Source organism: Paenibacillus sp. EB106-05-06-XG162 (genome assembly GCF_058791655.1).
This window is the reverse complement of record NZ_JBYTDT010000019.1, coordinates 1-26,369: the sequence shown is the minus strand read 5'-3', so window position 1 is coordinate 26,369 and position 26,369 is coordinate 1. Positions and strand designations below refer to the sequence as shown.

At 49.3% G+C, this 26,369-nt stretch carries 19 protein-coding genes; 2 read left to right on the top strand and 17 right to left on the bottom strand.

Going from position 1 to position 26,369, the window contains the following annotated elements; genetic code table 11:
- Positions 1–7: 7 nt before the first annotated feature.
- The 11 genes from AC3WU2_RS26600 to AC3WU2_RS26550 form a co-directional block, all read right to left on the bottom strand.
- Positions 8–1,402 (bottom strand): MATE family efflux transporter, encoded by a 1,395-nt coding sequence (locus tag AC3WU2_RS26600; protein ID WP_492457972.1) that lies wholly within the window; start codon positions 1,400–1,402, stop codon positions 8–10.
- A 282-nt stretch (positions 1,403–1,684) separates the two neighbouring features.
- On the bottom strand, positions 1,685–1,864 hold the full coding sequence (locus tag AC3WU2_RS26595; RefSeq protein ID WP_018758554.1) for a DUF3934 family protein: 180 nt from the start codon (positions 1,862–1,864) through the stop codon (positions 1,685–1,687).
- Positions 1,865–1,902: 38 nt separating this feature from the next.
- Positions 1,903–2,352: a HEAT repeat domain-containing protein gene (locus tag AC3WU2_RS26590; RefSeq protein WP_492457971.1), complete on the bottom strand. Its 450-nt coding sequence runs from the start codon at positions 2,350–2,352 to the stop codon at positions 1,903–1,905.
- 68 nt (positions 2,353–2,420) lie between these two features.
- Positions 2,421–3,302, bottom strand: coding sequence for an aminoglycoside phosphotransferase family protein (locus AC3WU2_RS26585; protein ID WP_492457970.1), 882 nt, complete (start codon positions 3,300–3,302; stop codon positions 2,421–2,423).
- 412 nt (positions 3,303–3,714) lie between these two features.
- A complete protein-coding gene (locus AC3WU2_RS26580) occupies positions 3,715–9,756 on the bottom strand; it encodes an S-layer homology domain-containing protein (RefSeq protein WP_492457969.1) in 6,042 nt (2,013 codons plus the stop codon).
- A 185-nt stretch (positions 9,757–9,941) separates the two neighbouring features.
- On the bottom strand, positions 9,942–10,781 hold the full coding sequence (locus AC3WU2_RS26575) for a Gfo/Idh/MocA family oxidoreductase (protein WP_492457968.1): 840 nt from the start codon (positions 10,779–10,781) through the stop codon (positions 9,942–9,944).
- A complete protein-coding gene (locus AC3WU2_RS26570; RefSeq protein ID WP_492457967.1) occupies positions 10,778–11,857 on the bottom strand; it encodes a Gfo/Idh/MocA family protein in 1,080 nt (359 codons plus the stop codon). The genes AC3WU2_RS26575 and AC3WU2_RS26570 overlap by 4 nt, the downstream gene beginning before the upstream one ends.
- A 16-nt stretch (positions 11,858–11,873) precedes the next feature.
- Entirely contained in the window at positions 11,874–12,704 is an 831-nt protein-coding gene (locus AC3WU2_RS26565; protein WP_018758547.1) for a carbohydrate ABC transporter permease, read from the bottom strand.
- Between the two features lie 3 nt (positions 12,705–12,707).
- Positions 12,708–13,658 carry a carbohydrate ABC transporter permease gene (locus AC3WU2_RS26560; protein WP_018758546.1) on the bottom strand — a complete coding sequence of 317 codons (951 nt, stop codon included), beginning with the start codon at positions 13,656–13,658 and terminating at the stop codon, positions 12,708–12,710.
- A gap of 91 nt (positions 13,659–13,749) precedes the next feature.
- Positions 13,750–15,060 (bottom strand): ABC transporter substrate-binding protein, encoded by a 1,311-nt coding sequence (locus AC3WU2_RS26555; protein WP_492457966.1) that lies wholly within the window; start codon positions 15,058–15,060, stop codon positions 13,750–13,752.
- A gap of 182 nt (positions 15,061–15,242) precedes the next feature.
- Positions 15,243–16,169, bottom strand: coding sequence for a helix-turn-helix domain-containing protein (locus AC3WU2_RS26550; RefSeq protein WP_492457965.1), 927 nt, complete (start codon positions 16,167–16,169; stop codon positions 15,243–15,245).
- Positions 16,170–16,315: 146 nt separating this feature from the next.
- Between AC3WU2_RS26550 and AC3WU2_RS26545 the strand changes: the two genes are divergently transcribed.
- A complete protein-coding gene (locus AC3WU2_RS26545; protein WP_492457964.1) occupies positions 16,316–17,518 on the top strand; it encodes an acyltransferase family protein in 1,203 nt (400 codons plus the stop codon).
- A 46-nt stretch (positions 17,519–17,564) separates the two neighbouring features.
- On the opposite strand, the gene AC3WU2_RS26540 is transcribed toward AC3WU2_RS26545, so the two are convergent.
- The 6 genes from AC3WU2_RS26540 to AC3WU2_RS26515 all read right to left on the bottom strand — a co-directional run bounded on the left by AC3WU2_RS26540 (position 17,565) and on the right by AC3WU2_RS26515 (position 25,468).
- Entirely contained in the window at positions 17,565–20,198 is a 2,634-nt protein-coding gene (locus AC3WU2_RS26540; protein WP_492457963.1) for a DUF4855 domain-containing protein, read from the bottom strand.
- Positions 20,199–20,463: 265 nt separating this feature from the next.
- Complete coding sequence (locus tag AC3WU2_RS26535; RefSeq protein ID WP_492457962.1) at positions 20,464–20,754, bottom strand: hypothetical protein; 291 nt, start codon at positions 20,752–20,754, stop codon at positions 20,464–20,466.
- 57 nt (positions 20,755–20,811) lie between these two features.
- Entirely contained in the window at positions 20,812–21,288 is a 477-nt protein-coding gene (locus AC3WU2_RS26530) for a GNAT family N-acetyltransferase (RefSeq protein WP_492457961.1), read from the bottom strand.
- Positions 21,289–21,464: 176 nt separating this feature from the next.
- Positions 21,465–22,814 (bottom strand): HAMP domain-containing sensor histidine kinase, encoded by a 1,350-nt coding sequence (locus AC3WU2_RS26525; RefSeq protein WP_492457960.1) that lies wholly within the window; start codon positions 22,812–22,814, stop codon positions 21,465–21,467.
- Positions 22,811–23,485, bottom strand: coding sequence for a response regulator transcription factor (locus AC3WU2_RS26520; protein WP_492457959.1), 675 nt, complete (start codon positions 23,483–23,485; stop codon positions 22,811–22,813). The genes AC3WU2_RS26525 and AC3WU2_RS26520 overlap by 4 nt, the downstream gene beginning before the upstream one ends.
- Positions 23,486–23,542: 57 nt before the next feature.
- Positions 23,543–25,468, bottom strand: coding sequence for a serine hydrolase domain-containing protein (locus AC3WU2_RS26515; protein WP_492457958.1), 1,926 nt, complete (start codon positions 25,466–25,468; stop codon positions 23,543–23,545).
- Positions 25,469–25,790: 322 nt separating this feature from the next.
- On the opposite strand from AC3WU2_RS26515, the gene AC3WU2_RS26510 reads away from it, so the two are divergent.
- Positions 25,791–26,219 (top strand): exosporium protein C, encoded by a 429-nt coding sequence (locus AC3WU2_RS26510; RefSeq protein ID WP_492457957.1) that lies wholly within the window; start codon positions 25,791–25,793, stop codon positions 26,217–26,219.
- Positions 26,220–26,369: the final 150 nt, after the last annotated feature.

Below are 26,369 nucleotides of genomic sequence, written 5' to 3'. Positions count from 1 at the left end.
TACAATACTATATCAACTTCCGGCTATACCACTTCTCACCTCTGAACCTCCACCAGAAGATCACACCGCGGATCCCCCATTCACTGACCATCGCAATCCAGACGCCCATGATGCCGAGGCCAAGCGTAATCCCGAGCACATAGCCGAAAATCACGCGGAACACCCACATGGTAATCAAGGATGAGATCGATGTGAAATTAGAGTCTCCCGCTGCACGTAACGCAGAAGGCAATATGAAGCTGATTGACCATAGCAGCGGCTGAGTCACGGCGATCAAGACCATAAGCCCGTAGATCGAAGACACGATTTCCGCTGGTGGAGAGAACAGATTCACGATCCATGGCATCAATGGCATCAGAATGGCAGCTGCGACCAGGAAGATCACGGTGGACAAGCCGATGAACGACTTAATGAACTTCCGCGCATCCTGAATGTTCCGCCGCCCGATACATTGACCGACCACGGTCACGACCGCAATACTGAGCGCACTGGCCCCAATCTGGAAGACGAGCGCAATCGAGTTCCCAATCGCATTCACCGTGATCGCCATCGTCCCGAGCTGCACAATGAACGTCTGCGTTAACAGCTTCCCGCCATTGAAGAACATCTGCTCCGCAGCGAACGGTACGCCAATGATCATGACTTTCTTGAGAATCGAGAAATCAATCTTCAAAGCATTTCTAATCCGGAATCGCAGCGTCTGATTGTACTTGAGCAGATAGATGAGTGACACCGCCATCCCGAGTACCCTGGCTGTGATTAACGAGATAATTAACCCGGTAACCCCCATGTCGAGCACCGAGATGAACAAAATATTCAAACCTAGATACGTCAAATTCATAATGAGCGACAAGCCGAGGCATGCCTTCGTCTCTGCTACCCCGCGCAGCGCGCCTGTTACCGCTTGAAATATCGCAATGAAGGGGTACGAAATGCAACTACCAATCAAGAATAGCCTCGCATTATGAAAGACATCTGCATCCGCCTGACCGAATAACAAATCCAACGTAGGATTGTGAAAAATAATGACGATCGCACTGATCAAGACCGATAGAATCGCAACCGCCGATATGGCCTGGGCCGCAGCCTTTGCGACCATCTCCTGATTCCCGCTTCCCCGGTACTGGGCGACAATGACGGTTCCCCCCGTCGCTACGGCGACGAACACATTGATCAGGAAAATATTCAGCGAATCGACCATACTCACCGCACTGACCGCAGCCACCCCGGAGGAGCTGATCATGGCCGTATTCACCAAGCTCATCAAAATAATAAAAGCTTGATCCACAAATATCGGAATGATGATCGCGATAATCTGTTTGTAATCAAGCGTGTCTCCCGTGAAATATTTATTTAACAGGACGTTCGTTTTATGTTTTAAATTAGGACTAATAAAATTCACTATATCATCTCTTTTGGCTGTATTCAGTCTGGTCAAGGTCCGCGCTTGACCTTAATGCTGTAACATTAAAATTATACCACTCTTCCAAAGAGATTGAAGTGATGAGTATTGCTATATAGGGGAGCAAATGCCAGATAGGATGCGGATACCCGGAGCTACGATCCCTATTTGGACCGTCAGATGGTTATACGCCGGTTTATCGTCAAGTTCCGAAGTAAGGGTTCTGTGCTGTTGCAAAAAAAGACTGTCGAAGGTTCTCAACAGTCTTTCATCATCAGGAATTTATAATTTGTCGCCCTTCTTCAAATCCAATGGATCTGGAGATTCGGACGGCTTCTTCGTTCCCTTGCTCTTATAAGGTTTGGGCGTGTTCATTGCCCGCTTCTCAGCAGCTTGCCAGCGGTTCCAGCCTTTTTTGCCCGTTCCGCGGCCTGTCCCGCCTTTACCTTTTGCCTTGCTCATGCCATCACTCCAACTACCCTAGTGTTCGGGTAAATCTGTTACTTCTTATACGTCTCCAAGGACTTCCACATTTTCTCGAGCCACGGATCGAAGTCCGCCCCCTTCTCACCTTCGTACGCGTCGTAGATATCAATGCGCATCTTCTGCACTTTTTCTTTGAACTGCTCGTACGTATGGTCTTTCGGTAGGCTCTTCTTAATGCGCATCATAATTTTCGAGATTCCTTTGAACAGCTCCGGCTTGTTACGGGAAGGCTGTTGAACGTTCTCCCCCATCGCCTTAAGCTGTTTATATGCCGCCTCTTGCACAGGGTATACGAGATCATGCGTCATTATCCGCGATAGGATCGCAATCGACTGTGGATGATCAACCTGGCCTAATTCTTCAACCGCTTGAAGACGTTCTCTCCAATTCGCGGAACGCTTCGCAGATGCTTTTAATGCCTCGAAATTTTCAGGCAATTCTTGGTGTATATCTTGATTATTCAATGGATTTAATCCCCTTCGCTTGTCTTCTTATCACCATTTCCTTAGAATAGCTTGTTTTCGGGGTAGAATCAAATTTTTCTGTAAAGAAAATCCTGTGCATACGGGCCAAGAAATGGATTACTCCGCATGAAGCTTTCCGCTCTCTCCATGGTATCTGGTCCAATCGGTACACTGCCGTATCGATGCAGTAGCACCCACCGCAGACAGGCCAGCGCTTCGAACCGTTCAAGCTCTTCCTGTGTGATGCTATTTTTCGCTAAATATGCGGAACGGAACATCTCGGCGTGCCGATCGGATATATGTATTTGCAACAAGGTAAACGACCATGCGAAATCATATCTTGCATCCCCTAATTGCCCATTCGTCCAATCGATGACGGTGTATCGGTCATTGTTCTCTAGAATGTTGCCTAAGTGGAAATCGCCGTGAATAATCTGGTCCTGTTGAATTGTGGTCACTTCGGTAACATGCGTTAACGCTTGCGAAACATCGGGATGCTCCCTCACGCCCGGGAAAAAGTAGCCGATGAAATCAAACTTCGGAAGGTGGAAATCACCCATTTCCTTCGCATCGGTCTTATGGATGTCACGCAGCATGCGAGCAAATTGGGTCATTTTCTTCTTATTTACGCTTGTTATTGGAGATCCGTCGAACGTTGTTAACAGCACCGGATCGCCATTCGGATTGATCCCCCAGCCGAGCGGCTTCGAGACGGACAATCCACGCTCAGAGAGGACATGCAGCAAATGATATTGGGACCTGATATCCGGTTTGGAGTGCTTGCTCCATACTTTCAAGACGAAGCTCTGTTCAGCGATGGTAATCCTTACGACTTCGGCTTCGAATCCCTGATCCAAGGGATACACAGTTAAGGAATGGGCTTGCTCTAACAGCTCGTCCAGCTTTTTGTTCTTGTCCTGCCAATTTACGCTGCGGATTAGATCCAACATCCAATTACACCCTTTCGAATCGTTCATTCGTTCTCTACTAGAAAAAACAAGAAAATCTACCGATATTTAAAATATATCATATATCTTAAGGAGTGAAATGATTTTGCAGCCACGATTCCTATCGTGGAAATTAGCAGGATAGAGCGCCGAAATAACGCCAATAAGAGACCTATGATGGATTTTTGCATTAACTCTCGGGCTCGGGTTCGATATAGAGTAAGATTTGGTCTTCTATCCTGTATGAACTCCAACATAGAGCCGGAATGAGGACGTAAAAGAGCATCTACAATGCATGAACTCCAATGTAGATGCTCCTGACGATTCAAACCACTTGCGAGGACTCCTTATGCTTTCATGAAAAGACCGTCGGGGAAGATCACCCTGACGGTCTTTTAGGTTTAGCGCGCATACGTTACTTATTTAAAATCATATACAACATCTTCGCAATCTCAGCTCGCGTCACTGAGCCGCGCGGATCAAAACGGTTATCGTCTTTCCCGTTAATGATACCCGCTGCTTGCAGCTTACTAACCGCATCCTTAGCCCAGCCAGAAATGCTGTTCATGTCGGTGAATGCCGCTCCGGACGTGGTCTCAATCATTGGCTTCTTCATGTACTGTGCCATTTTGACAAGTACGAGAGCCGCTTCTTCCCGTGTAATCTGATCTTTCGGACGGAACTTGCCGTCGTTACCTTGCACAAGACCAAGCTCGGCCGCTTTGCTGACATAGCCTGCATAATAAGCATCTGCTGCTACGTCCGCAAACGCCGGATTGTTCTCGGCCGTCTGGATTTCCAGTGCACGAATGACTAGCGTCGTAAAGTCTGCTCGCGACACCTTCAGATTCGGTCTGAAATGGTTATCGTCCATACCTGTAATGATGTTCTTCGCAGCCAGCTTGAGAATATACTCGTCTGCCCATCCGCCTGTTAAGTCTGCGAACTGCTTGTGCAGCTCGAGCGCCGCGAATTGCGCCAGTTGATCCGTCGTAAAGCTAATTGTGCTGCCATCGAATCTGCTCTGGATTAGCTCTGCTTGGCCGCCAACGAGACGGTACATATTCGCATAATCTTTCTGCAACTGCTTCATTTGCTCTGCTGTTAGCGTTCGCTTCACGGTAATCGGACCGCTGAACTGTGGAACCACTGTCTCCGTTTTCCCTTTGACCGTTACGAGCTTGAGTGTGAATACCACACCTGTCGACTTCAGCTCACCGTTCGAACGGAGCGCATCCTTGACGGCCGTCTGAATCGTAGAGTTCATCGTCGGATCGATCTGAAGCACGATGCGATCCGCATCTGCTATGCCATTTGGCAGGGAAGCTGCCGGAATCGTCACGGTAAATCCAGAAGCTACAATTTCAAGGCTGAGCTTGCGATCCTTCGCTTTCTGTACACCAGCTGCATCCAACGTGAGCTGGGCCGCTTGTTCCGAAGCTGTTCCCTCGAGCTTGATCGCAACTTTGCCGTTCTCTGCTTCGTTTACCGCTTTTTCAAGTGCAGCACGATCTGCCGTATAAGCGCCGTCCGCACCCGGTTTGATATTCACAACCCCTTTATCCGAAGAAGGCTCCGGCTTTGGCTGTGGTTTTGGATCAGGCTTTGGTTCTGGTTCTGGCTTCGGATCAGCCACTTTACCCGTATAGAAGCCCCAAATATCCGATAGCACTTGTCCGCTGTTGCCATCTTCTACCTTCGTGTACCATTGGTAGTAGCTATTGCCTTGGAGGCTATTCCAAGTATAAGCCGCCTGCTGGCCGCTCTGCACGTTGTTCACTTTCCCAATCGGTAGATCGCTATAAACCTTCACGCCAATGTAGTCGGTTGCGACGCGTTTGGTTGCCGGCTGCAAGTCCAGATCCAGCGAGAACTCGTCTTTGCCTGGATAGAACTCAGGATCATAATAGTTGTAATCATCCAAATATGGCGAATACGTCTTGATGTGAAGCTTGTTGTTCTTCATATCGAACTGCATCAAACGGATATAACCGAGACCGCCTTCCGGCGCACCTTGATAGTCCGCTAACATCTGATAGACTTTACGCTTTACGCCGTTGTCGTCCAGCTCATCAATCTTCAGCTGTGCATCGTGATAATGTCCGGACAACGCCGCGATAACATTCTTGTTCGGCTTGATGACTTTCTCGAAAATCTTATCGGCGATTGGAGCACGGTTATTGGATACCAGCATGTATTCATGCAAGCACAAGATCGCCTTACGCTCCGGATATTTCGCCACGACTTCATTCATCCAGTCGATTTCCTTGTCTCCAAGGCCCCAGCCCATGTAGACGATAATAAAATCGTTGCCGCCGGCCGAGACAAGATCATAGTGTCCGCGATTGTTCTGATAGGATTCGCCGTACGTCGGCATATCCTTGAATCGGTTTTCACCAAAATACTGCCAATACTTCGTATAATCGTTGTCTTGGTGACCCACGTCATGGTTACCTGCAAGAACGCCATAAGGAATCTTCGCATCTTCCAGCACCTTCATATCCAGATCGGCTTCCTGCCATTGATACTCTTGATAGGATTTATCGACGATGTCCCCCGTATGGATGACATACTTGATCTTGTTGCTTTCTTTATTATCCTTTACCCAATTGACGATTTTCTGATAAATCTTTGGATAACTTTGCGAATAGTACTGTGTATCCGACATCCATACGAAGGAGAAATCGTACGGATCTTGGGCCTTATCGGACTTCTGTTCATCCTTCAACTCCGCGATCTCGTCCTGTACGATGATCTGGATCATCTGTCCCATCGCATAGTCTTCGACCTGCACCGTGGACTTCAATTCGAAATCCTCTGCGCCTGCTATACGGGTAACGAGCTGAACCCATTTCTCCTTCTTCTCGTTCCAAGCATACAAGCTAACTTTACGTCCTTCGATCGATTTGCCCTTCCAGACAATATCGACACGGTCTGTCTTCTGAACCGCCGGGTCAAGTTGAATTTCATAACGTTGGTACGGGAATTTCTCTACTGCATCATTGACTAAGTAGTCGCCGTCTTCCGCGCTGATCTTGCGATATTCCTCAACCGATAGCGCCTCCTCGCCTTTCGGAATCATCGATTTCGGCGGCTCGGTATCGGATGAATTCTTGAAGCCCTTGAACCCTTCCGCACGATTACCGTCATATTGGAAGCCTCTGTAGAATGTCACGTTCATCGGATCATTCGTCGGATCCTGTACCTTCACCTTCAGACCCACGCTGCCGCCCAATTCCGATTGTCCTTGCGTTGGCGCGATCAATTCCGGCTTCAGTGGATTCTCCTCCGGCGTCGTGAACGCTACCGTTCTCTCTGCTTGATTGCCAACCTTATCGGATGCCGTAATCGTCAGCGTGTGATTGCCTGCCTTCATACTGCCGGAAGATAATGCATATGGAAGCTTAATATCTTGGTTATCCAGCTTAACGATCACTTTGTCAACGCCGGCAAGCTGGTCTTTGATCTCCGCATCCAGCTTGAAGCTGCCGCGGTACTGCTTGCCTTCTTCAATATTCGGTTTGATCGAAGGTGGCGTATTGTCAACCGTGACATTCGCCGTCACTACAACATTCTTGCTGTCGGTCACCTTCACCTGATGCGCGCCGTCAGCTGCTGTGGTCGTATCCCATGCATATGCGTGCGACTGGAAGTACTTCGCATCCAGATTGAAACTGAAGCCGATCCCTTCCTTTTTGCCTGGGCTGTCGCCGATCTTGATTTCGTTGTCCTTCGCATAGAGCGGATCCCAAATCTCAGTGCCGTCCGCCAGCATCAGGCGTACGTTGCGCACTTCGAAATCGTCCTTATTCTCTTCCTTGCGGTCATCGAATGGACTCGTCTTCGACCCTGCACGGATATAGATCACGTTATCCGCGCCGATGTGAAGGCGGCTTGCATCGATCTTATACGTCAATGTCGTATACGTCGGAATCGGATCCATGAACGTATAGAGGATCGTCTTATCCTTCTCGCTCTCCGGCCCCATCGTTACGGCGTTCTTGAAGTAATAATCGACACCCTTCGCTTCGAAGACGAAGTACGCATCATGCTCTAACGCATCGAACGTATTTTGTGTGATCGCTTGACCGTCCACGCTTAACTTCAATGTATTCGCGGAAGCAGTCTCCGACGTCCCTTTCAACGTCTTCGTACCGTTCACAATATCCCCGTTCTTAACGTTGAGGCGAAGCGGATCGTGGCCAGGTTTGCCAGTGATGTCCACCTTCACCTTCGTCGTCTCGACCTCATTCGTACCGTCAGACACCATGAAGTAATATTCAATGTACTTGCTGCCGATCAACGTGGCTGCCGGCATCAGATAATGATACAGCGAATCGCTGAAATTCTGCGTCAGTGCGTAACCGGTATACTCCGATTCTTTGTCCGTACGGATAAAGACTTTCACCGTCGCCACTTGCGTCTCATCATCTGCAAATGCCTTCAGTTCAAGGTTCTGCGACTGATCAATCGACAAAATGCCAGAACGGTCTTCTGCTTTCGGCGGAGCCACGTCCTGCACGACATGGACCGGCACGGAAGGTACAAGCGCTGAGTCAATCGCACCAGGAACAGGCGTCACGATACCGGAGCTTGCTTTGATCATCGTGATGCTGCCATCCATTGGATATTTGAAGAGAATTGCTTTGTCTTCCTTGGTCTCGTCGCTCACACCGCCCTCATACACGGTGGTTGCGTCATAATTGGCATAAGAGATTTCTTTGCCAGCATTCGTCTTAATCACGATCCCGCGACGACCGGAATTCGCCATACCATCGCTCTTGATCACGAACAAGTTCGTGTCCTCAATCAAGTTCGTCTTATAGAAGCTGTTGAAATCCGCGGCCGTATAGCTATTGTTCACGCCGTTCTTAATCCAGAACACGACGGACTGCTTGGACGGAATCATGAAATCCTCTTTGGTCGCCGGCCATTTCAAATCCGCTTCCGGCCCATCATCAGGGTAGCGATAGTTGACCTTGTAGTTCTTGAAATTGATCGGTGCATCCGTGTTGTTGTACACTTCGATCATTTCGAAGGCGTCCGATGACGTGTTCGGCACGTTTGTCGTGTTCGGCACGATCTTCGTCACGAGCAAGATAGGTACCTTCGCCGCGTTGAATGATGGAATATTCACACTTACCGTATAGCTCTTCTCAACGTCTTTTACACGAATGACGTAATCGAGCGTCGGTTCAACGAACGCACTCGCTGGAATCGTGACGCTATAATCATTGCCATCCGTTTGCAGCTGCTTCATCGTCAGAACGGTGTATTTCGCCTGCGAAGGCGACTTGTACAGCAATTCAACCTTATCGATCTTGACTTTATCCGGATTGTTCAGCTTTGCGGTAATGAGCAGATCCTTCGGATCGACTTGCTTCGCCGGCATGTGCTCGATTTGAAGCTTATTGTCTTGTACCGGTGGTTTCGAATCAATTGCAACCACGTATGTACTCGATTTCTCAGACGGCATATTCCCATCAGCAGCTTCGATGTAGTATTGCAGTAGTCTGCCCCCGACCAGTGCTTGGCTCGGAATGGAAGCTGTATAGCTGCTACCATCTAATGAATTCATAGGGATTGGGGAATAGTTAGCTTGTGTATCCGTTTTGTAGTAGACAGAAGCTGTTACTGTATTCAAGTTCCCCGTAATCGTAACGTTAATTGGCACATCTTGATAAACGGATACGGATACCGCAGCCGAATGTTGGAACTTCAGATTCGTATCCGCAGGCGGTGTAACGTAATCAGAAGGATAATCCGGTACTTGAATCGCTTCGACTGTCCCTGGTGAAGCCGGCTGCGATTCCGGCGCGCCTACCATGGCCATATTCTTGCTTGCATCCGTAGGATAGCTGTAGTGGATGCCATAATTAGGATTAGACTTGCTGACCGTGTATGAAGCCTTAATAATCTCCACGTTGCTCATTGATTTAATAGCTACACTGCGTGTTCCCGTATTCGCCATCCCTCCGCCGCCGTTGATACGGAACAAATTCGTTCCTTCAACTAAGTTGGAGACGTAGCCATTTGCCGTGTAGTTTGCGTTAAAATTATTCACAGGCTCATTATTGTTACTTCCATTCAGAACCCACAGGACAATCGACTCCCGTGAATGAATGATGACAGGTTCATCTTTCTTGTTTAATAGCCAATCGACATCAGAGCCATTATTATAAACAATCTTATAATCTCTGAAATCAATATCTTGACTTGTGTTGTTGTAAATCTCGATAGACTCATAACCATCGACCGTATCCTTCGGCCCTTTCGGTGTTCCGTCCGGATTCAATTCTGGTATGTTCGAGGTATCCGGCACAAGCTCTGTAATTAATAGCTTCGGTACTTTGGTATAATCGAATCCAGCTGCGGCTTGTACCAATGCGGGCTGCAGCACGCCGAGCAGCATACTCCCGAGCAGTGCCAGAGACAACCATTTTCTGCGTCTTAGCATGTGATTATTTCTCTCTCCTTTTAATCTATTCCAAATGATGGATGTATCGCACCTGTAGTCTAACCCTCCATTGTAAAATCTAGGTCATCCCCATATGGAGTATATGTAAAGGAAAGTGAAATACAAAAAAAGGAAGTCGAAAGTCATGATAGACTTTCAACTTCCCTACTATTTATCCGATCAGCTCAACACGGCAGCTCAATCCACTGATAAGGGCGCTGCGCCGCGATGCGGCCGTATTCAATCCATGTCACAATCGCAATCGTCTCAACCGAAGGAACTGTCGCACGTCCTGTCTCGAAGAAAGCCACTAAATCACGGATGAACAATTGGAAGAAATCCGACTTTGGCCGCAGCACGCTGCAATCCCCCGAATCATAATTCACCGCCATCGTAAAAGGACACCCGGGTCCCGGATGCTGAATCGTCGCCTGCCGACCATCAGAGAATTCGATCATCAAGGCTGGTACGGCCTCTGTTCCGATGAACATCAAGCGCTTCGCATCCGTTCCCATGAGAGATGCGATCGGCTCCAGCTGATGGATCGAATAGTTGTCGAAGGTCCCGGGCCCCCAGCTGGAGACAACTCGGATTCCCTGACGTTCCGCTTCGACATACTCCGTTGCGAACCGAAGCGCCGATGAGGAATAGAGCGGCGTGTCATGCTGCGTAGCACGTTCGAACAATCGGAGTGCCGTCGCCCGATCCGGGGCAAACGTCTTATCGATATACGTCGGCTTCCCGGAGGCCAACGGCAGCTGGGCGAGCGCTTCGTGCTGCTCCGGGTGATCGGGAGACAACACGATCAGATAATCGCTATGCTCCACGACCTCTGCAATCGTCGGCAGCAACGTCACACCATGGCGCTCACACCACGCTGCATTGCTGAGACCGCCCTCGGCATTCTTCATGCCGTAGGCGTAAGCGACCTCCATGCTTCCACCTGAGGCGCTCCGAATCCATTCCGGGTAGTTATTCGCATGCCACTCATCCAGATAATAATCGATGAATCCGATCTTCTTCATTGGACGACTCCTTGCTTCACGAAGGAGATTTCCTCCCCTTGGTCGGAGGATTGATAGATCGCCTCAATAATCTTGGAGGATTGGATCACATAGTCAATGTGCGCCGGCAATTTCTCACCCGACTTAACGCACGCCAGGAAGCTATCAATTTCGTTCTGGAACATATCGCTCTTCGTGAACTTCGGCGTGCTCTCGATTAAAGCGCCATGCTTCGCGCTGTAGATCGTGAAGTCTGAACCGTACTGCAGCCGGATGCCTGCTTTGTCGCCGAGGAAATCGATATACATCTCATCGACGCCGATATTTTGTGCCCATGCGCCATTCATCGTAATCGAAGGCCCTTCCGTGCGAATCATCGCCGTGACGAAATCATCGACATCATAGGTTCCTGAGAAATTCGGAGGTCCTGCCCACATATTGAGGTACGCGTAATTCTGCATGTCTTTGCCGAGCTTGGAATATGCCTGCCCCGTCACTGTCTTTGGCTGCGGATCGCCTGCACAATACATGACGATATCAAGGAAATGTACGCCCCAATCGATCAACGCTCCGCCGCCAGCAACGGCTTTGGTGGTGAAGTCTCCGCCGAGCCCAGGGATCGAACGGTGCGCACGGAAACTAGCGTACACATGATACAGCTCACCTAATTCTCCATCGTCGATCATGTTCTTGATCAGATTGACGCCTTTATTGAACCGATTCACGACGCCGATGTTCAGCGTCTTCCCTGTCTCATGCTGCACCTTCTGCATTTCTAGCGCTTCCGCATATGTTCTCGCAGCCGGCTTCTCGCAGAGGACATGCTTCCCTGCACGCAAGCAGTCGATCGCAATGGATGCATGGACATGGTTTGGCGTACAGATCGAGACCGCCTCGACCTCCGGATCTTCCAGAATGATATGGTAATCTTCGATCGCCTCGCCGCAGCCATGCTTCTCGACCGCCTTCTCTGCCATTTCTTTGCGGATATCGCAGAAATATTTGATCTCCGCGTCCGGATTCGCCAGATACGCAGGAATATGCGCGCTATTCGCGATCGTTCCACAGCCGATAATTGCTACAATGGTCTTGCTCATTGAATCGTCCCTCCAATTATTTGAACCCAGTGAAAGCCGAACCGGATTGCATGAAATATTTTTGTCCGAAAAAGTACAATAGAATCATAGGAATCGCCATAATCGTCGACGCCGCCATGAGCTGCTCCCACTGTGCGCCGTGATCCTGCTGGAAGCCCTGCAAGCCGACCGTGATCGTCCATTTCGCCGCATCATTCAGGTAAATGAGTGGTCCCATGAAATCGGTATACGATCCGACGAAGGTGAACAGCGCTACTGTGGCCAGTGCAGGCTTTAAGGTCGGCAGGATGATCTGCCTGTAGATGCGAAACTCGGATGCTCCATCAATTTTGGCCGCCTCCGACAACTCTTTCGGAACGCCTAATAGGAACTGCCGCAGCAGGAAAATATAGAACGGTGCCCCGAAGAAAGCCCCAATCGTGAGCGGCAGAATCGTATTGACCCAGCCCAGCTTCGTAAAAATAATATACTGTGGAATCAATTGCACCTGAGATGGTAGAATCATCGTCGCGAGGACGATCGCAAAAATAATTTTGCTCCCCACCCATGGAATGCGTGAGATCGAATACGCAACGAGTGGTGCGGCGAACAATTGCCCCACGATGCAGATCACGCAGATGACGAGCGTATTCAACATATAGCGTGGGAACGGCACCGTCTCTAAGGCCGCTCGGTAATTCTCAAAGTGGAACGCCTCAGGCAAAATGCGCGGAGGCATAGCAAAGATTTCATTCGACGTCTTCAGCGAAGTGAATACGAGCCATACGAAAGGAAACAGAAAGAAAATGGAGAACAAGATCAGCACCATATGCGGCAGGATTTTAGTTCGCACCAGCTTAGCTGTCATCCGCTATTCACCTCCATAGTAGACCCATCGCCTGGACGTTTTCAGAAGCACGAGGGTAATGGCCATCACGATGATAAATAGAATCCAAGCCAGTGCGGAAGCGTAACCCATCTTCAGATTCATGAACGCTTCTTGGTATAGATTGACCGCATAGAACAGCAGCGATTGATCAGGCCCGCCGATCGAACCGCTCACCGACTTGCCCCCGGCAAGAATATAAGACTCCGTAAAAATCTGAAATGCCCCAATAAGACCCATGATGAGCTGAAATAAGATGATTGGCGATAGCGCCGGGATCGTAATCCTCCAGAAGCGATGCCACCCGTTCGCACCGTCCACCTGAGCGGCTTCGTAATATTGCTGCGGCACGCCCTGAAGTGCTGCGAGGAATATCAACGCTCCCGCTCCGGAACCCCATAACCCCATGAGAACCAAGGAAGGCTTGGTGTATCGCGGGTCCATCAGCCATGCCGGATCGGGAAGGCCTACCGCCCGAAGGAACATATTGATCAGGCCAAAATCCGGGTTCAGCATCCATGTCCAGAGCAGCGCACTTGCCACGACGGGAATAACGGCGGGAAGATAGAAAATCGTACGGTAATAATTAATGCCCTTCACCTTGAAGTTCAGCATAAGCGCAATGATTAAGGAGCTGGCGAGCGAGATCGGCACCGAGATGAAAGCCATAAACAAGGTGTTATTGATCGATTTGTAGAACCTTTCATCGGTCATAATTTGCTTGTAATTATCCAGCCCTACCCACTGCGGCGGATTGAACAAATCGTATGTCGTCAAGCTGAAGTACAGGGAGCTGAAGAAGGGATACACCGTAAAGACCAGAAATCCGATAATCCACGGGGAAGCAAAGAGGAGTCCCAGCCAGAAGTAGCGCCATTCCCTTCTCGTCCAACCCTTTCGCTTCGCAGACAGCTTCATGGATGCGGAGTCACTCATCGACTTGTACTCCTTTCTTAGGTCTCGGATCTAATCCAGCACTCCGACCAACATGGATCGGCTGAATTAGATCCGCCTGGTTTACAAGCTCCTATTTGACCAAAGGCTGTATCTTATCCTTCACCTTCTTGAGCCCTTCATCGATACCGATCTTTCCTCTCAGGATTGCGTTATATTGGTCCGTGAACTCCGTCATATATTCATTCGCGAATGCTGTGGCCGGGAACGAGTGCAGGTTCGGGCTTTGCGAATAGGCTAGGAATTCTTTGAACCCTGGGACATTCGCATAGATCGGATCATCCAATAACGATGCTCTCGTTGGCAGGTTCCCAAGCGCTGCAGTGAATTCCCCCATCTGCTCCGGCTCGGTCAGCCACTTCAGGAATTTCCAAGATGCATCGGGGTTCTTCACGCCTTTCGGAATGTAGAATACGCTTGTCGTGACGTTGCCTGGATTCTTGAGATTCGGATTGTTGTCATCATACGGAATCGGAGCAATGCCATAGTTCAAGTTCGGGGCGAATTGCTTGATAAAGGTCGGCAGCCATTCCCCGTCGATCGTCATCGCATATTTGCCCGTGAAGAACGGGTTCTGAGCGGACATATACTGTCCAAGCCCGGATGCGAAGCGATCCAGCTCCTCCGATCCGAATTGATCCCATATGCCTTTGGCCAGCTGGATTGCGGATTTCACACCTGCATTGTCAGGCGTCACTTGCTTCGCATCAGCATCATAATAAGAACCCCCGAATGCATTCGTGAAGGTAAATGCATCTACCCCAGGCCACAATCCAAGCTGTTGCAACCGTCCTCCGTCCTGCTTGACGCTGAGCTTCGTGATATACTCCTTCAACTGGCTGATCGTCTGTGGCGGACCATCGAATCCTGCTTTTGCCAAAATATCTTTGTTGTAGAACAACATCGTGGTGTGCATCGCAATCGGCAGTGCGTACGTCTTGCCATTCCCTTGTGACGTGCTGAGTGCGGCTGTAATATAATCGCTGAGATCGACACCGTCCTTCTTGATGTAATCGTCGAGCGGCATCATCGCCCCGCGCTCGCCCCAAGGCACAACATCCTGCCCGAAATTCGAAGCAATGTCCGGCGGATTGCCTCCCGTAATCGCGGTGAGCTGCTTCTGATAGTCACTCTGTGACAGCCCCTTGACCTTGATGTCCGGATTCGCCGCATTCCACTTCGCAATGATCTTCTCGAGCGCCGCCGCTTCCGGCCCCGTCCAGCCGTACCAGAAGCTGAGTTCTACAGCGCCTTTGGTTGATTCACCACCCTTGGAACCGTCTGTCTGATTGTTAGCATTCTGAGTTTCTTTTCCCGTACAGCCTGATGCAACCGAAATCATAAGAACAAGAACTAGACCCCACAGCCATGGTTTTCTTTGCATGCCCGTTCCTCCTTTGATTCTTGCTAATTTCGTGCAAAACCGTAGAAACCTCACCCCATCATTTGGTTGATAGCAACGACCTGACTCGTATCCGCTACAAGCTATCAATATCCCACATGTTATCATGTAAGCGTTTTAGTTCATTTCACTATCGTCTTCAAAAATAGGATTATCGTATGATCTCACGATTTTCGAATCGCCTGCTTGCGAAAGTGATTGGGAGAGATTCCCGTGTACTTTTTGAAGATTCTGCAGAAGTAAGACAGCTCATTAAACCCCGTCGCATAACACACATCCGTGACCGATAAGGTCGGCCGCTGCAACAACGTCATCGCATTTAGAATCCGTAGATCAATCAGATAGCGGTTGAACGTCTTGCCTGTCCACTCTTTGAACAAGCTGCAGAAGGTCGACTTCGACATGTTCGCTATGGTGCAGACATGCTCCAGCTTAATATCTTCATGCACGTTCGTATGAATATAGTCTACGACGCGGGTCATGATGTCCCGATACTTCTCGGATTTCTCGAAGCCTGCTCGGACCACGTCGCCATTCACTTGCCGAATAATGATCGAGAGCATAACCAATAGATTCGATTTCAGCACCATTTGAAAAAAAGGCGTGCGTCTCTCATACTCGCTCAGCATTTCTAGCATCAGATTTCGAATTCTTCCTTCCGTTACGCCGTCTAATGTCATTTGCGATTGCGCGGTACAGTCGTTATGCCAGAAGTGCTCCAAATAGCCGGCATCGAAAAACGCCTGATCCGCCGTCTGATCATCAAACCGTTCATTCACGAAGCCCGGCATAAATTCGCAGCCGATGATCTCCATCTCTCGATCGCTCTCGACATGGATGCTATGTAAAGTAAAAGGGGCTACGACGAATAGATCCCCTTTCCTGATCGTATAGGGTCGGTTGTCCACCGTATGGATGAATTCGCCTTTGGACACATACCAAATCTGAAAGTAATCATGGAAATGGGTCGACAGGTTATGAAGCCTGTCCAATTTGTACATCTTGCAATGCAGATCCTCCAGCATCTCGAGCCTCGAGTTGAAATAAATAACACCAGAGTGCGTCAATTCCTCTATATCTATCGATCTCATAGGCGCGATGAACCCCCTTATCGAAATTTCGAAGTCATTCATTTCTTTCTCTTCCCATAATTATCCTATACAACACTCACAATGTGTACAGTCTATTCCATGTATATGCAGAACATCGTATTCCTACGAAAGGAGCTGAGCTTGCTATGACATCCAAAATCGCTTATTTAGACGGTTTACGAGGATTGGCAGCATGTGTCGTCGTTGTCTCTCACTATTTTCAAGTATTTGCTCCGTCTGTCTTTGAAGGCAGAGCCGAGATTGAGCATTTCGCCTTCGAGCGCTTCGCTGCGATAACACCGATCAATTTGATGTTCAACGGCAACTTCTCGGTCTGCCTATTCTTCGTCTTAAGTGGGTTCGTGCTCAGTTATCGGTATTTTCGTACGAAGGATTCGCTTACCGTCTACTCCTCCGCCTTACGAAGATATTTTCGATTGGCTGTACCTGCCGTGCTCTCCGTTGTACTCGCCTATCTCGTGATCGTCTTCGGATTCGGATACTATGATGACATTCGCGGCATGACCCTATCTTCGATGCCTGATCCCTTTATCGCCAATGCTAACTTTCTCGTCATGATCCAAGAAGCTTTCTATCATACCTTCTTCACGTATGGCATGACGTATAATCCCGTGCTATGGACCATGACCTATGAACTGTTCGGTTCCTTCCTCATCTTCGCATTTCTGCTGCTCGTCGGTAGACTTAAGCTGCGTTTTCTCGTCTATCTGGTTCTCGGCTGGCTGTTCATCGATTCCTATTATCTAGGATTCGTGCTCGGCATGCTGCTGAGTGATCTGGTATACAGCGGTCGGAATTGGTTGGATTTGATTCGTCGTCCTTGGGTGAACTTCTTGCTCCTCATTGCAGGGCTTTACTTGGGCTCCTTCCCGTATCTAGGTGTTGAAGGGACGATCTATGCCCTACTCGTGTGGCAGCCGGGGTCGGGGTTCGCATACTTTCCGTTCTATCATGTCATCGGCTCCTTCCTGATCTTAATCGCTCTACTAAATTCCCCCTGGTTGAAAGAACTCTTCAGCCGCACACTATTCTCTTATCTCGGCAAAATATCCTTTTCGCTCTACCTCGTCCATTTTACGATCCTCTGCTCCTTCGGCAGCTTTCTATTCCTTCAGCTTCAGCCTCTGCTCCCTTATTCCTTTAGCGTAGTCCTTACGGTATTGATCACGACGCCCGTCATCTTCGCTTGCGCCCATCTATTCTATCGATGGGTGGATGCGACCACGCTTGCTGTGCTCGCACGATGGAGTAAGCGCATGTTCGAGCCGATTACGGAACGGAGGAAGGAGCGGATGCGTGCAGGCGTTGAAGAGAGACTTGGTCAGTAAGACATGAAAAAACGCACGGCTCCTCATGAGAGCCGTGCGCTTCGTATTATTGTAACGCGGAGAGATTCTTGGAATAGAAGTCATAGCTGCCTCGCCATGCGAACTTCTCCCCTTGCTTAAGCTCCGGTGTCGTTCCTTTGATCTGCAAGAAATAGGTTTTGCCGTATTCTTGTGTGAAGATGACAGGCATATGGTCAGCGAGGTTCGCTAACGCGCCTAGACCATACTGCCGATCGAGCCTTACGCGCAGCATATGTTTGAATCCGCCCTGATCGGCGGAGCTGAGCAAGTAGCTGTCTACGTTCGGATTCACGGCTTTGGTGCCCGAATCGCTATACATGCCTGCTGGGCTGGAAGCGACCTCCTGCTCGCCTGCGAAGTAGCGAACCGTATCGTTCCATGCACCATTCACTGACTGAAGTCCGTAATACGTGTCGAACGTGATGTCTTCCAGCGCTTCGATCTCGTTATGGACTTGCACATGACCGTTCGAAATTTCATACGTGACGGTTTCCCTCAGCACAGGTCTTCCGGAACCATCTGCTACCTTCGTGTTATAGGCTTGGATCAAATTAACCACTTCGATCTTCGTGTAGACGCTCGCCGTCACGCTGCCGTCCTGGACTTCCACGCCGTCCGCCCACACGCGGAACGATTCCGTCGTGCCCGTATGCGAGCTGGTGCTGCCGCCATCATAATTGTGATTGCCTCCCGTGAAATCCCACGGATTGCCGTTGCCGTTCGCATTCGCTCTCACGACGTAAGGCCCGATCCAGTCCGATACATCCGCCTGGAGAAGTGTAGATGGTCGCGACATATCGGGATTGACGTTCGCTCCCGAATTTTGTGCGATCCGCCATTCCTTGAGCCCCTCCAACTTGTTCGCGCCGAACCGGTCGAATACGATCCACATGTCGCTCTGATCATTGTATTTGTGAGCAATCGTAATTTCAGTGCCGCACTTCACGACATATTGTGCCGCATTAGGCGCCACTGGACCTTCAGGATTCTTCATGCAAGGCCTTGGCTTCGCATACGTCCCTGTCACGAATTGATACATAAGATCATAATTCTGCCGTGCCATCGCGTCCGAGCTCTTGGCGCTGCTGAGTAATGTCGCCTTGCCTTGATCATAGGCCTTAAAAGCGTTACCCATATAGCCATAGTCGATACCGCCGTTCAGTGTATCGATATACCGCTCACGTCGATCGGTGTCGGTGTTGATCTGCTCATCGAACGCCAGCTCAAGCCCCATCTGATACTGCTTCGCTAGACCTGAGGCATCTTCCAAGCGCTGTGTCACCGATGAAGCGTTGTATGCACCCGAATCTAGCAGCGCTGCATCGAAGCCAAGCGCCTCCCCATCGTAATTTCGGTTGCCTTGGAAGCTCGGCATCCAGTAGAAGTTCAGATCCTTCTTATGCGCTTGCTTGCTCGTCGCTTGAATCAGATCCGGTTCCAGTAAATCGGAGGTGCTGATGCTTTTGCCGGTCCAATAGATGCCGTTCAGCTTTAATTTCGAATATTTCTCCTCTTTCCACCGCTGCTTGATCTGCTGAATCCACCAGGTGACCGCCTTTTGCTTGTTCGTGTAAGCTGCTTCCACGCCAATCGCAGCGGAGTTGAAATTCTCCGTCACGCCATCGCCGTCCAAATCGCCGAAATCCGTTAATGTATCGCCCGGATTTGGTATCATCAACACGACATTCTCCTTATGTCCTCGTTCACCGAGCTTCGTACCCGCTTCGGTCACCGCTTCGTTCAACTGCTGCAGATCCCCTTGATCCGCGAACATCTTGTCCAGATACCCTATCCAATCGCTAAGGGTAGCGGTGCCCTTCGTGAAATCCTTCCCGCTCGGCGACTGAACACTATGGAACAGTACCCCGTCGAACAACCAATCCTGCGGTTCGCCTTGTTTATTTATGTAGCTGATATACGGCATCAGGGTATCCTTCGTCCAGCTGCCGGAACCGCTCGGACCGTTCCCGTTATTCAGCAGTACGAGATTGCGCATGCCGCCAGTTGCTTTCCCTGGTTCTTGAAATGCAAGCCGATCCGCAGATACCTGCTTGGCTTTGTTCAATTTGCCGTCCGTCCCCCAGATCTCGATCTCATCCACGAACACAAACACATCGGTCGTAAACGTAACCTTCACATACTGGGCATAAGCCATCGTGGCGTTCGGATGATGCTTGGCTAAACCATCCTTGCTGCCATCCCAGACATAATCTTGGGTGCTCGCAGGAATATCGGCCCATCTGACTTCTCGGCTCGGAATATGTGCCAGGTTGCCCCACTGTATGCCATCATTCGACGCGTACATGGACACCGTATTCGGAAATGCGATACCGACCGATGAATCTTGCAGGAAGTTCGCACTAATTCGTGCGATAGATTTCTTCTCCCCGAGGTCAAATACGACACTTCGCGTTGACTTACGTAGATGTCCTGCCCATGCCGGATCCGTGAAGACCGTCGTACCGTACTTCCCGTCCGTTAATTTATTGCCGGCATCCCCATAGCTCGGCTCCGGCTGCTCCGACCACGTATACCCGGTGCCTGCTGCGAGATTTCGTAATTCCGGCTGGTCTTTGGCAGCCTCGGCCGTCGGCAGCCATAACAGTACCATCAGTAGTGCAACTGCTGCGGCAATCCCTTGTCTCCTGTTTCGTTTCATTCATTTCCCTCCCGATTTGGATGAAATACTAGATTTATGAATGCGGTTTCATGAATGTGATTGGTTATACTTTGCCACACAAGGCATATTTCGTACCATCGGCTGTAAGAACTAAGTAAATATTCTGGATTGTCGTCGAATGTCGTAGATTTATGATGTATTTTAGCGAATGCAAAAAGGACACCTGCGGAAGGTGCCCTACGTTAGACCTAGATGAACGATGATAACGAAAAAAGCCAACCAGAAATATCTGGCTGACCTTATCCTACTTACCGTGATGCTCCGAGTTCGCTGCATTCAGCATGGACGTCCAATTCGGGAAATCCGTCTCCCTAGCAACATGCCGATCGAACAGCTCTTCAGGCAGATTATCGATATCTTCCCGCGTACTTACTTCTTGAAAGTTCCCTTTCGCAAGAAACTCCCCAAAGCTCTCGCAACGGGTATGTTCTTTCATGAAAGCGTCATTGAACAATGCTTCAAGCGACGCCTCCTTCTGCTCTTCTTCTACCGACTTTTGTCCTTGTAATTCTTTCAACAGGTCGTCAAACGACATAGGCTTATGCTTTCTCAGACGATCACTCCTCGATTAAATTTGATCTCACAGAATGCCTTAATTAAAGGTCATCCATGCCGTGCTTCCCAGAACCTCGAAATTTTGCTTGAACCAGAAATTCCGTGATTTATCCAGGGTATAGACGTACATTCTTTTGCTTGGATACTTCGCTTTGAGCCAGTTCATGAAGGAAGCCGCGTACCCTTTGTTTTCAAATTCTTTGAGCACATCCAAGGCTTCGATGAAGATAAAGTCCTTCTTGCTCTTGATATCAATATAGAAGTCCTTCTCCAAATACCGCTCATCGGCGCTAAAATAATCTTGTTCGGCTTTCTGAATAAGCTGTTTCCCGTTATCGTATTCCCACACGACCCCGTACCCAACCATCGTATCTTCCGCCTCAATGATATAAATCTCTTCCGGTAATTCAGATAGCTCCTTCGTGCTCAATTCCCCTGCATGATAAGCAGATGTGATTTCACTTAGATATCTCTGCATTTCATGATCAAATGGCTTTGCAATAATCGTTGGCATTCCTGTTCTCCTTATTATTATATCCAGTATCCACCATCTTCAAATGAAAAAGAAGCAGGGCTCTCATACGTTCCCTACTTCTCCAATTGAATGTGTACGGGTTATTGTCCTTCGTTATTCTACCACAAATTCGGCAGATCGTAACCGTATTTTCCTTTACCATTTTCGAAATGTTATCAAATAGGCAAATGAACATCCACGGTCGTACCTTGGCCGACCTGACTTTTTATTTCGATGCTCCCTTGATGAAGCGTCACGATTTTCTTCGCGATGGCAAGCCCTAGGCCATTCCCTCCGATGCTGCGGTTCCGCGATCGATCCGTTTTGTAGAACCGCTCGAACACATATTCGAGCTTCTCCGGCGCGATTCCAACTCCTGTATCGGTTATGGAGAAGAAGACTTCTTTCTCCGCGCGGGTCATGCGTATTTCGATACACCCGCCCTCATGGGTAAACTTGATGCTGTTGCTGAGTAAATTCATCCATACTTGGTTAAGCTGGTCCGGATCTGCCGTGATGTTGACTGCGTCCGCAAGTTCTAACTCGACGCGAATGTTCTTCGCCAACCATTGCGGCTCGCAAGTCACGACAATTTGCCTGATTTGCTCGTCGATGTAATACGTCGTCGCCTCGAATGGATGATGCTCCGAATCTAAGGAGGCGAGCTTCAACAAATTATCGCTAAGCCTAGATAGTCGCCCGCTCTCCGCGATAATAATATCGAGGTAGTAGCTTCGATCGCCTTCTGCGACCAAATGACTATGCTTCATCGCCATTGCAAAACCTGAAATCGACGTGAGCGGGGTTTGAATTTCATGCGAGACGTTCGATACGAAATCCTGCCTCATCTGCTCCAATTGCTTCAGCTCGCTCGCCATCTCATTGAAGCTCTGCGTTAGCGCTCCCATCTCGTCCGCTCGATTCGTCTTGATTACCACGTCGAAGTCGCCCTTCGCAAGTCTTCTGGTCGCTTGCGTCAAGGCCTGGATCGGTTTCACCAAATACCTGGCCGCAATGAAGATGCATAGGCTTCCAATCAACAGGCCGAGCAGCAATACGATCATCATCATCCGATTGATGAGGTTTTCGTTCTGCGAGGAGAACTGCATAAACATCGCATGACGCTCCCCTGCGAATGAAAAAGGAAGACCGATAAACGTTTGATCTGCCTCACCGGGAGAACGATAATCGTGTCCCTGGAGCACCTGCCGGACCGCTTCCGGTGCGATTTCAACGCTACTCGTATCGTCCAAGCCATAGAACGTTACGTTACCGGAAGCGTCAACCAGATGAATCGGATAAGCGGATATCTTCACCATGTGCTGCATGAACGCCTCCTGATCATCGGGTTTTGTTTGTTCATAGAGACGTATCATCTCCTCTCCGACGGCAATCATATCGTTCTGACCTGTATGGTCTATCTCTTTCTGGAAGAGAAAGATCCCTATCAAGAAAGAGGATAGCAAGCTGAAGATAATGACCGCAAGAAACGTGCAAATGATGCGGACGTATAAGGTTTTGATCATGATATCACTAGCCGGTATCCCAGACTGCGGGCCGTTTCAATTTGGAAATGCTTCGAATCGCCGGCAAACCTCTCCCTTAGCCGTTTAATGTGAACATCGACGGTTCGATCAACGCCATCATAATTTTTGCCCCAGATATGCAAGATCAACTGGTCCCGGGTAAAGATCTGCCCTGGATGACTAGCCAGTTTGAACAGGAGCTCGAACTCCTTTAAAGGCAGATTGAGCGTCTCATCCCCCCGAATCACTTGATAGTTACGACGATTCAGCACAATGCCGCCTAGCTGTATCGTCTGTGAAGCGACAATCATATAACGTTTCAGCAATGCTTTGACTCGCATCACAAGCTCCACCGGATTGAACGGCTTCGTTAAGTAATCGTCCGTTCCAAGTTGGAATCCTTTTACCTTATGCCCCGCTTCTCCCTTGGCCGTGACCATCAAGATCGGAATATTTGGATCGATTCGCCTGATCTCCGTGCACAATTCCCAACCGTCGATGTGGGGCATCATAATGTCCAGGATCACCAGGTCGATTTGCGAATTTTCCACGATCGCCAGCGCTTCCGCGCCATCCTTTGCCTCCAATAGCTCGAATCCTTCATTCCGTAAAAATAACGTGATTAGCTCGCGAATATGCGTATCGTCATCCGCGATAAGGATTTTAGCCATGCGCATGTACGCCTCCAGTCTCTGTCGAAATTCCCCCCGAATGGGTGGATTGTTGCTTCAACCGAACTGCCATCCCAGCAGATTCCAGTGATAGAAGAACAGACTCATCACGACCGCCGAGATCGCCACGAGGGTGTAATGCACGCGCTTCAGCACCGTCCAATAGTTGTTTTTCCATGCCATGACGCTATAAGCCACGATGGCTGCTGTCAATCCGACAAGGATTATCGGCATGAATAAATAGAGATGTAACGATACCGGAATGCGGCTAAGTCGATCCAGCAAATCCATGTTCAACACCACGACGAACGTCGCGATACAGGTCGCTAACGCCCATGCCGCGGTAATCGCCGACAACCGGATTGCCCACTTCTGCGCTGTCGGCATCGCCTTCATTTCACGTCTGCGATAAGCGAACCCCGTCAATGATGTGATGAACAGCACGGCCGAGATGCCCAGCAAGGTAAACCAGAAGGTGGTTTGATCGGTCAGCGGCGTGGGCTCGAGCGGCATATCAGGAAGAATATCCAGCAGCAGATGTGTAACCTTCCCCGACGCATCCGTGCGGAATCCGATCTGATGCGAGCCTCCGACTTCTTGAAATAAATTCGGTCCGATCGGAGCGAAAACTTGCTGTTCGGCCCCGCTCCCTATGGATAGTCGGTTACCCTCAGCTGTAACGTTGATCTGGGACAAGAAGCTGAAAAACTTATCGATGTCCGTGTGGTTACGGCGCGTGAATTGATAGGAACCGGCGTATTTCTGCACGGTGTTCTCAAGCTCGGCGGATACGGGTGGCGACTCTATGGCTTGCGCCGGGAAGTAACGATTGAAGAAGGCTTGCAATAATCCTGCCGCTGCTGCTCCTCCATCCCCGCCGCTATGGGATACAAAAATGCCAATTTTCTGATCGGGTACAAGATACAGCTCCGTCGTGAATAGCGTGTCTGCTCCTCCGTGGGAAAGGATGCGCAGCCCATTCTTCCTTTGCTCAATAAAGCCCAGGTCCATCGCCGGTAGACGCTCGTCAAATTGAAAAGCCGGCGAATGCATGAATCTGGCGGTTTCCGCCTTGAGAATTCGCCCATCTCCATACTGTCCATCCTGAAGATGTGCGATCATAAAATGGGCCATATCAATCGCTGACACGGCACCAGACCCCGCAGGGCGAAAGCCTCCCTCGAAGGTAGGCGGTTGGGCCACGAATGTACCGTTTTCCCTGGCATAGCCTAACACCGCATAAGGCTCTAATGACGCCGGAACAGGCTCCTGAACCGTAGCATATTTCATATCGAGCGGATCGAAGATGTTGTTCTGGATATAGTCATTGTAGGAGAGGCCGCTAACCTCCTCGACGATGAGCCCCGCGAGCGCGGTGCCATAGTTGGAATAAGACATCATTTCGCCCGGTGGCCGAACCAGTGCCGGCATATGCTTGGCGAGTGTGTCTGAGATCGACACCGGCAGCTTCTTTGGATCCGTGGTGATTTGATAGCCGATCCCCCCCTCCTCAAATCCCGCAGTATGGGTCATCAGATGACGCATCGTAACGGGCTGCGGATAGGTTTTTGGTATTTTTACGGTTTTTAAATAGCTATTGACGTCGGCGTCGAGATCAATCTTACCCTGCTCAACCAATTGCATAACGGCCGTCCACGTAAACAGCTTCGTTGTCGAAGCAATCCGGAACAGGCTGGTCTCGGGGTCGACTAACGCACCTTTTTCGATGTTGGAATGGCCGTACCCTTTACCGAACAAAATTTTCCCATCCTTGACGATCGAGATGACCGCGCCTGGTATTTTGAAATTATCCATTTGCACTTTCATGATACCATCCATGAATGCCGTTAGCCCAGCTGCATCGTTCAGATCCGCCGCCGCTCCCTCCGCTCTAGCGGATTGCATCCAACTCGCCCCAATCGTAACGACCAGTAACGCCAGTAAAACCAATTTGCACGATATGTTCCTTATAGACGATGACATGATAAGTCCCCACCATTCAGCATATTTGTGATCTCTCGACTTCTCGGGAGAGCATATCACACGCGTGTGAACGGAGAATGAACCTCGGCTGTTATTTATTTCAATGTCACAATGTAAGAAGTTGAGATTGTTACATAGATAGAGTACATGCTAGAGACAGAAGAGATGGGAGAAATGAAACATGAGGAGCAAATCGTTAACATGATTAAAAAAGACATTTATCTCATGTATCTGTCTTATTTCGAAACTATTTAATAATCGTCCAATCACTCTCCTCTTGTCCAACATACTTTGAGAATATCAAACGAGAGGAGATGATTTTTTGGTACGTATTCTCGATAAAGCTGCCGTCCAACCGCGTCGTAAATTCAACTTAGCAACGTCATTTACGATCAGACGTTCACCGGCTAGATCTCGCCTAGCAACCATTCGATTAAGAATACCCGCTGTGAATGCTCAACCTAATCGAGTTGAACTAGTAGCAACCGTTGGTGTACGGGGGGTTACCGGTATTGCACAAATCCTCTTTAAAATCTTCCGTGACGGCGTAGAGATCTTCAATACACTACAAGGTATTGAATCAGCTGCTTCGGAACAAAACTATGCTGTCACATTTCAGGCGATCGATCGAAATGTAAGATCAGGTAATCATGTCTACACCGTAACCGCACAAAACCAGACCGCAAATACCAGAGCTGATGTTGTTGGTCCGATTTCATTTAGTGGGCTAGCCGTTCAAACTAGAACCTAAATTGGAATTTTCCGCATCTGAATAAGGTACTTTTTTAACCTGATAGTCATCAATACAAAAACCCCCACAAATAGTGAAGTGCACCCCTTAGAATAGACATTGGAATAAACCCCTGGTTTATCCGATGAAATTCTAGGGGGTGCATTTTTT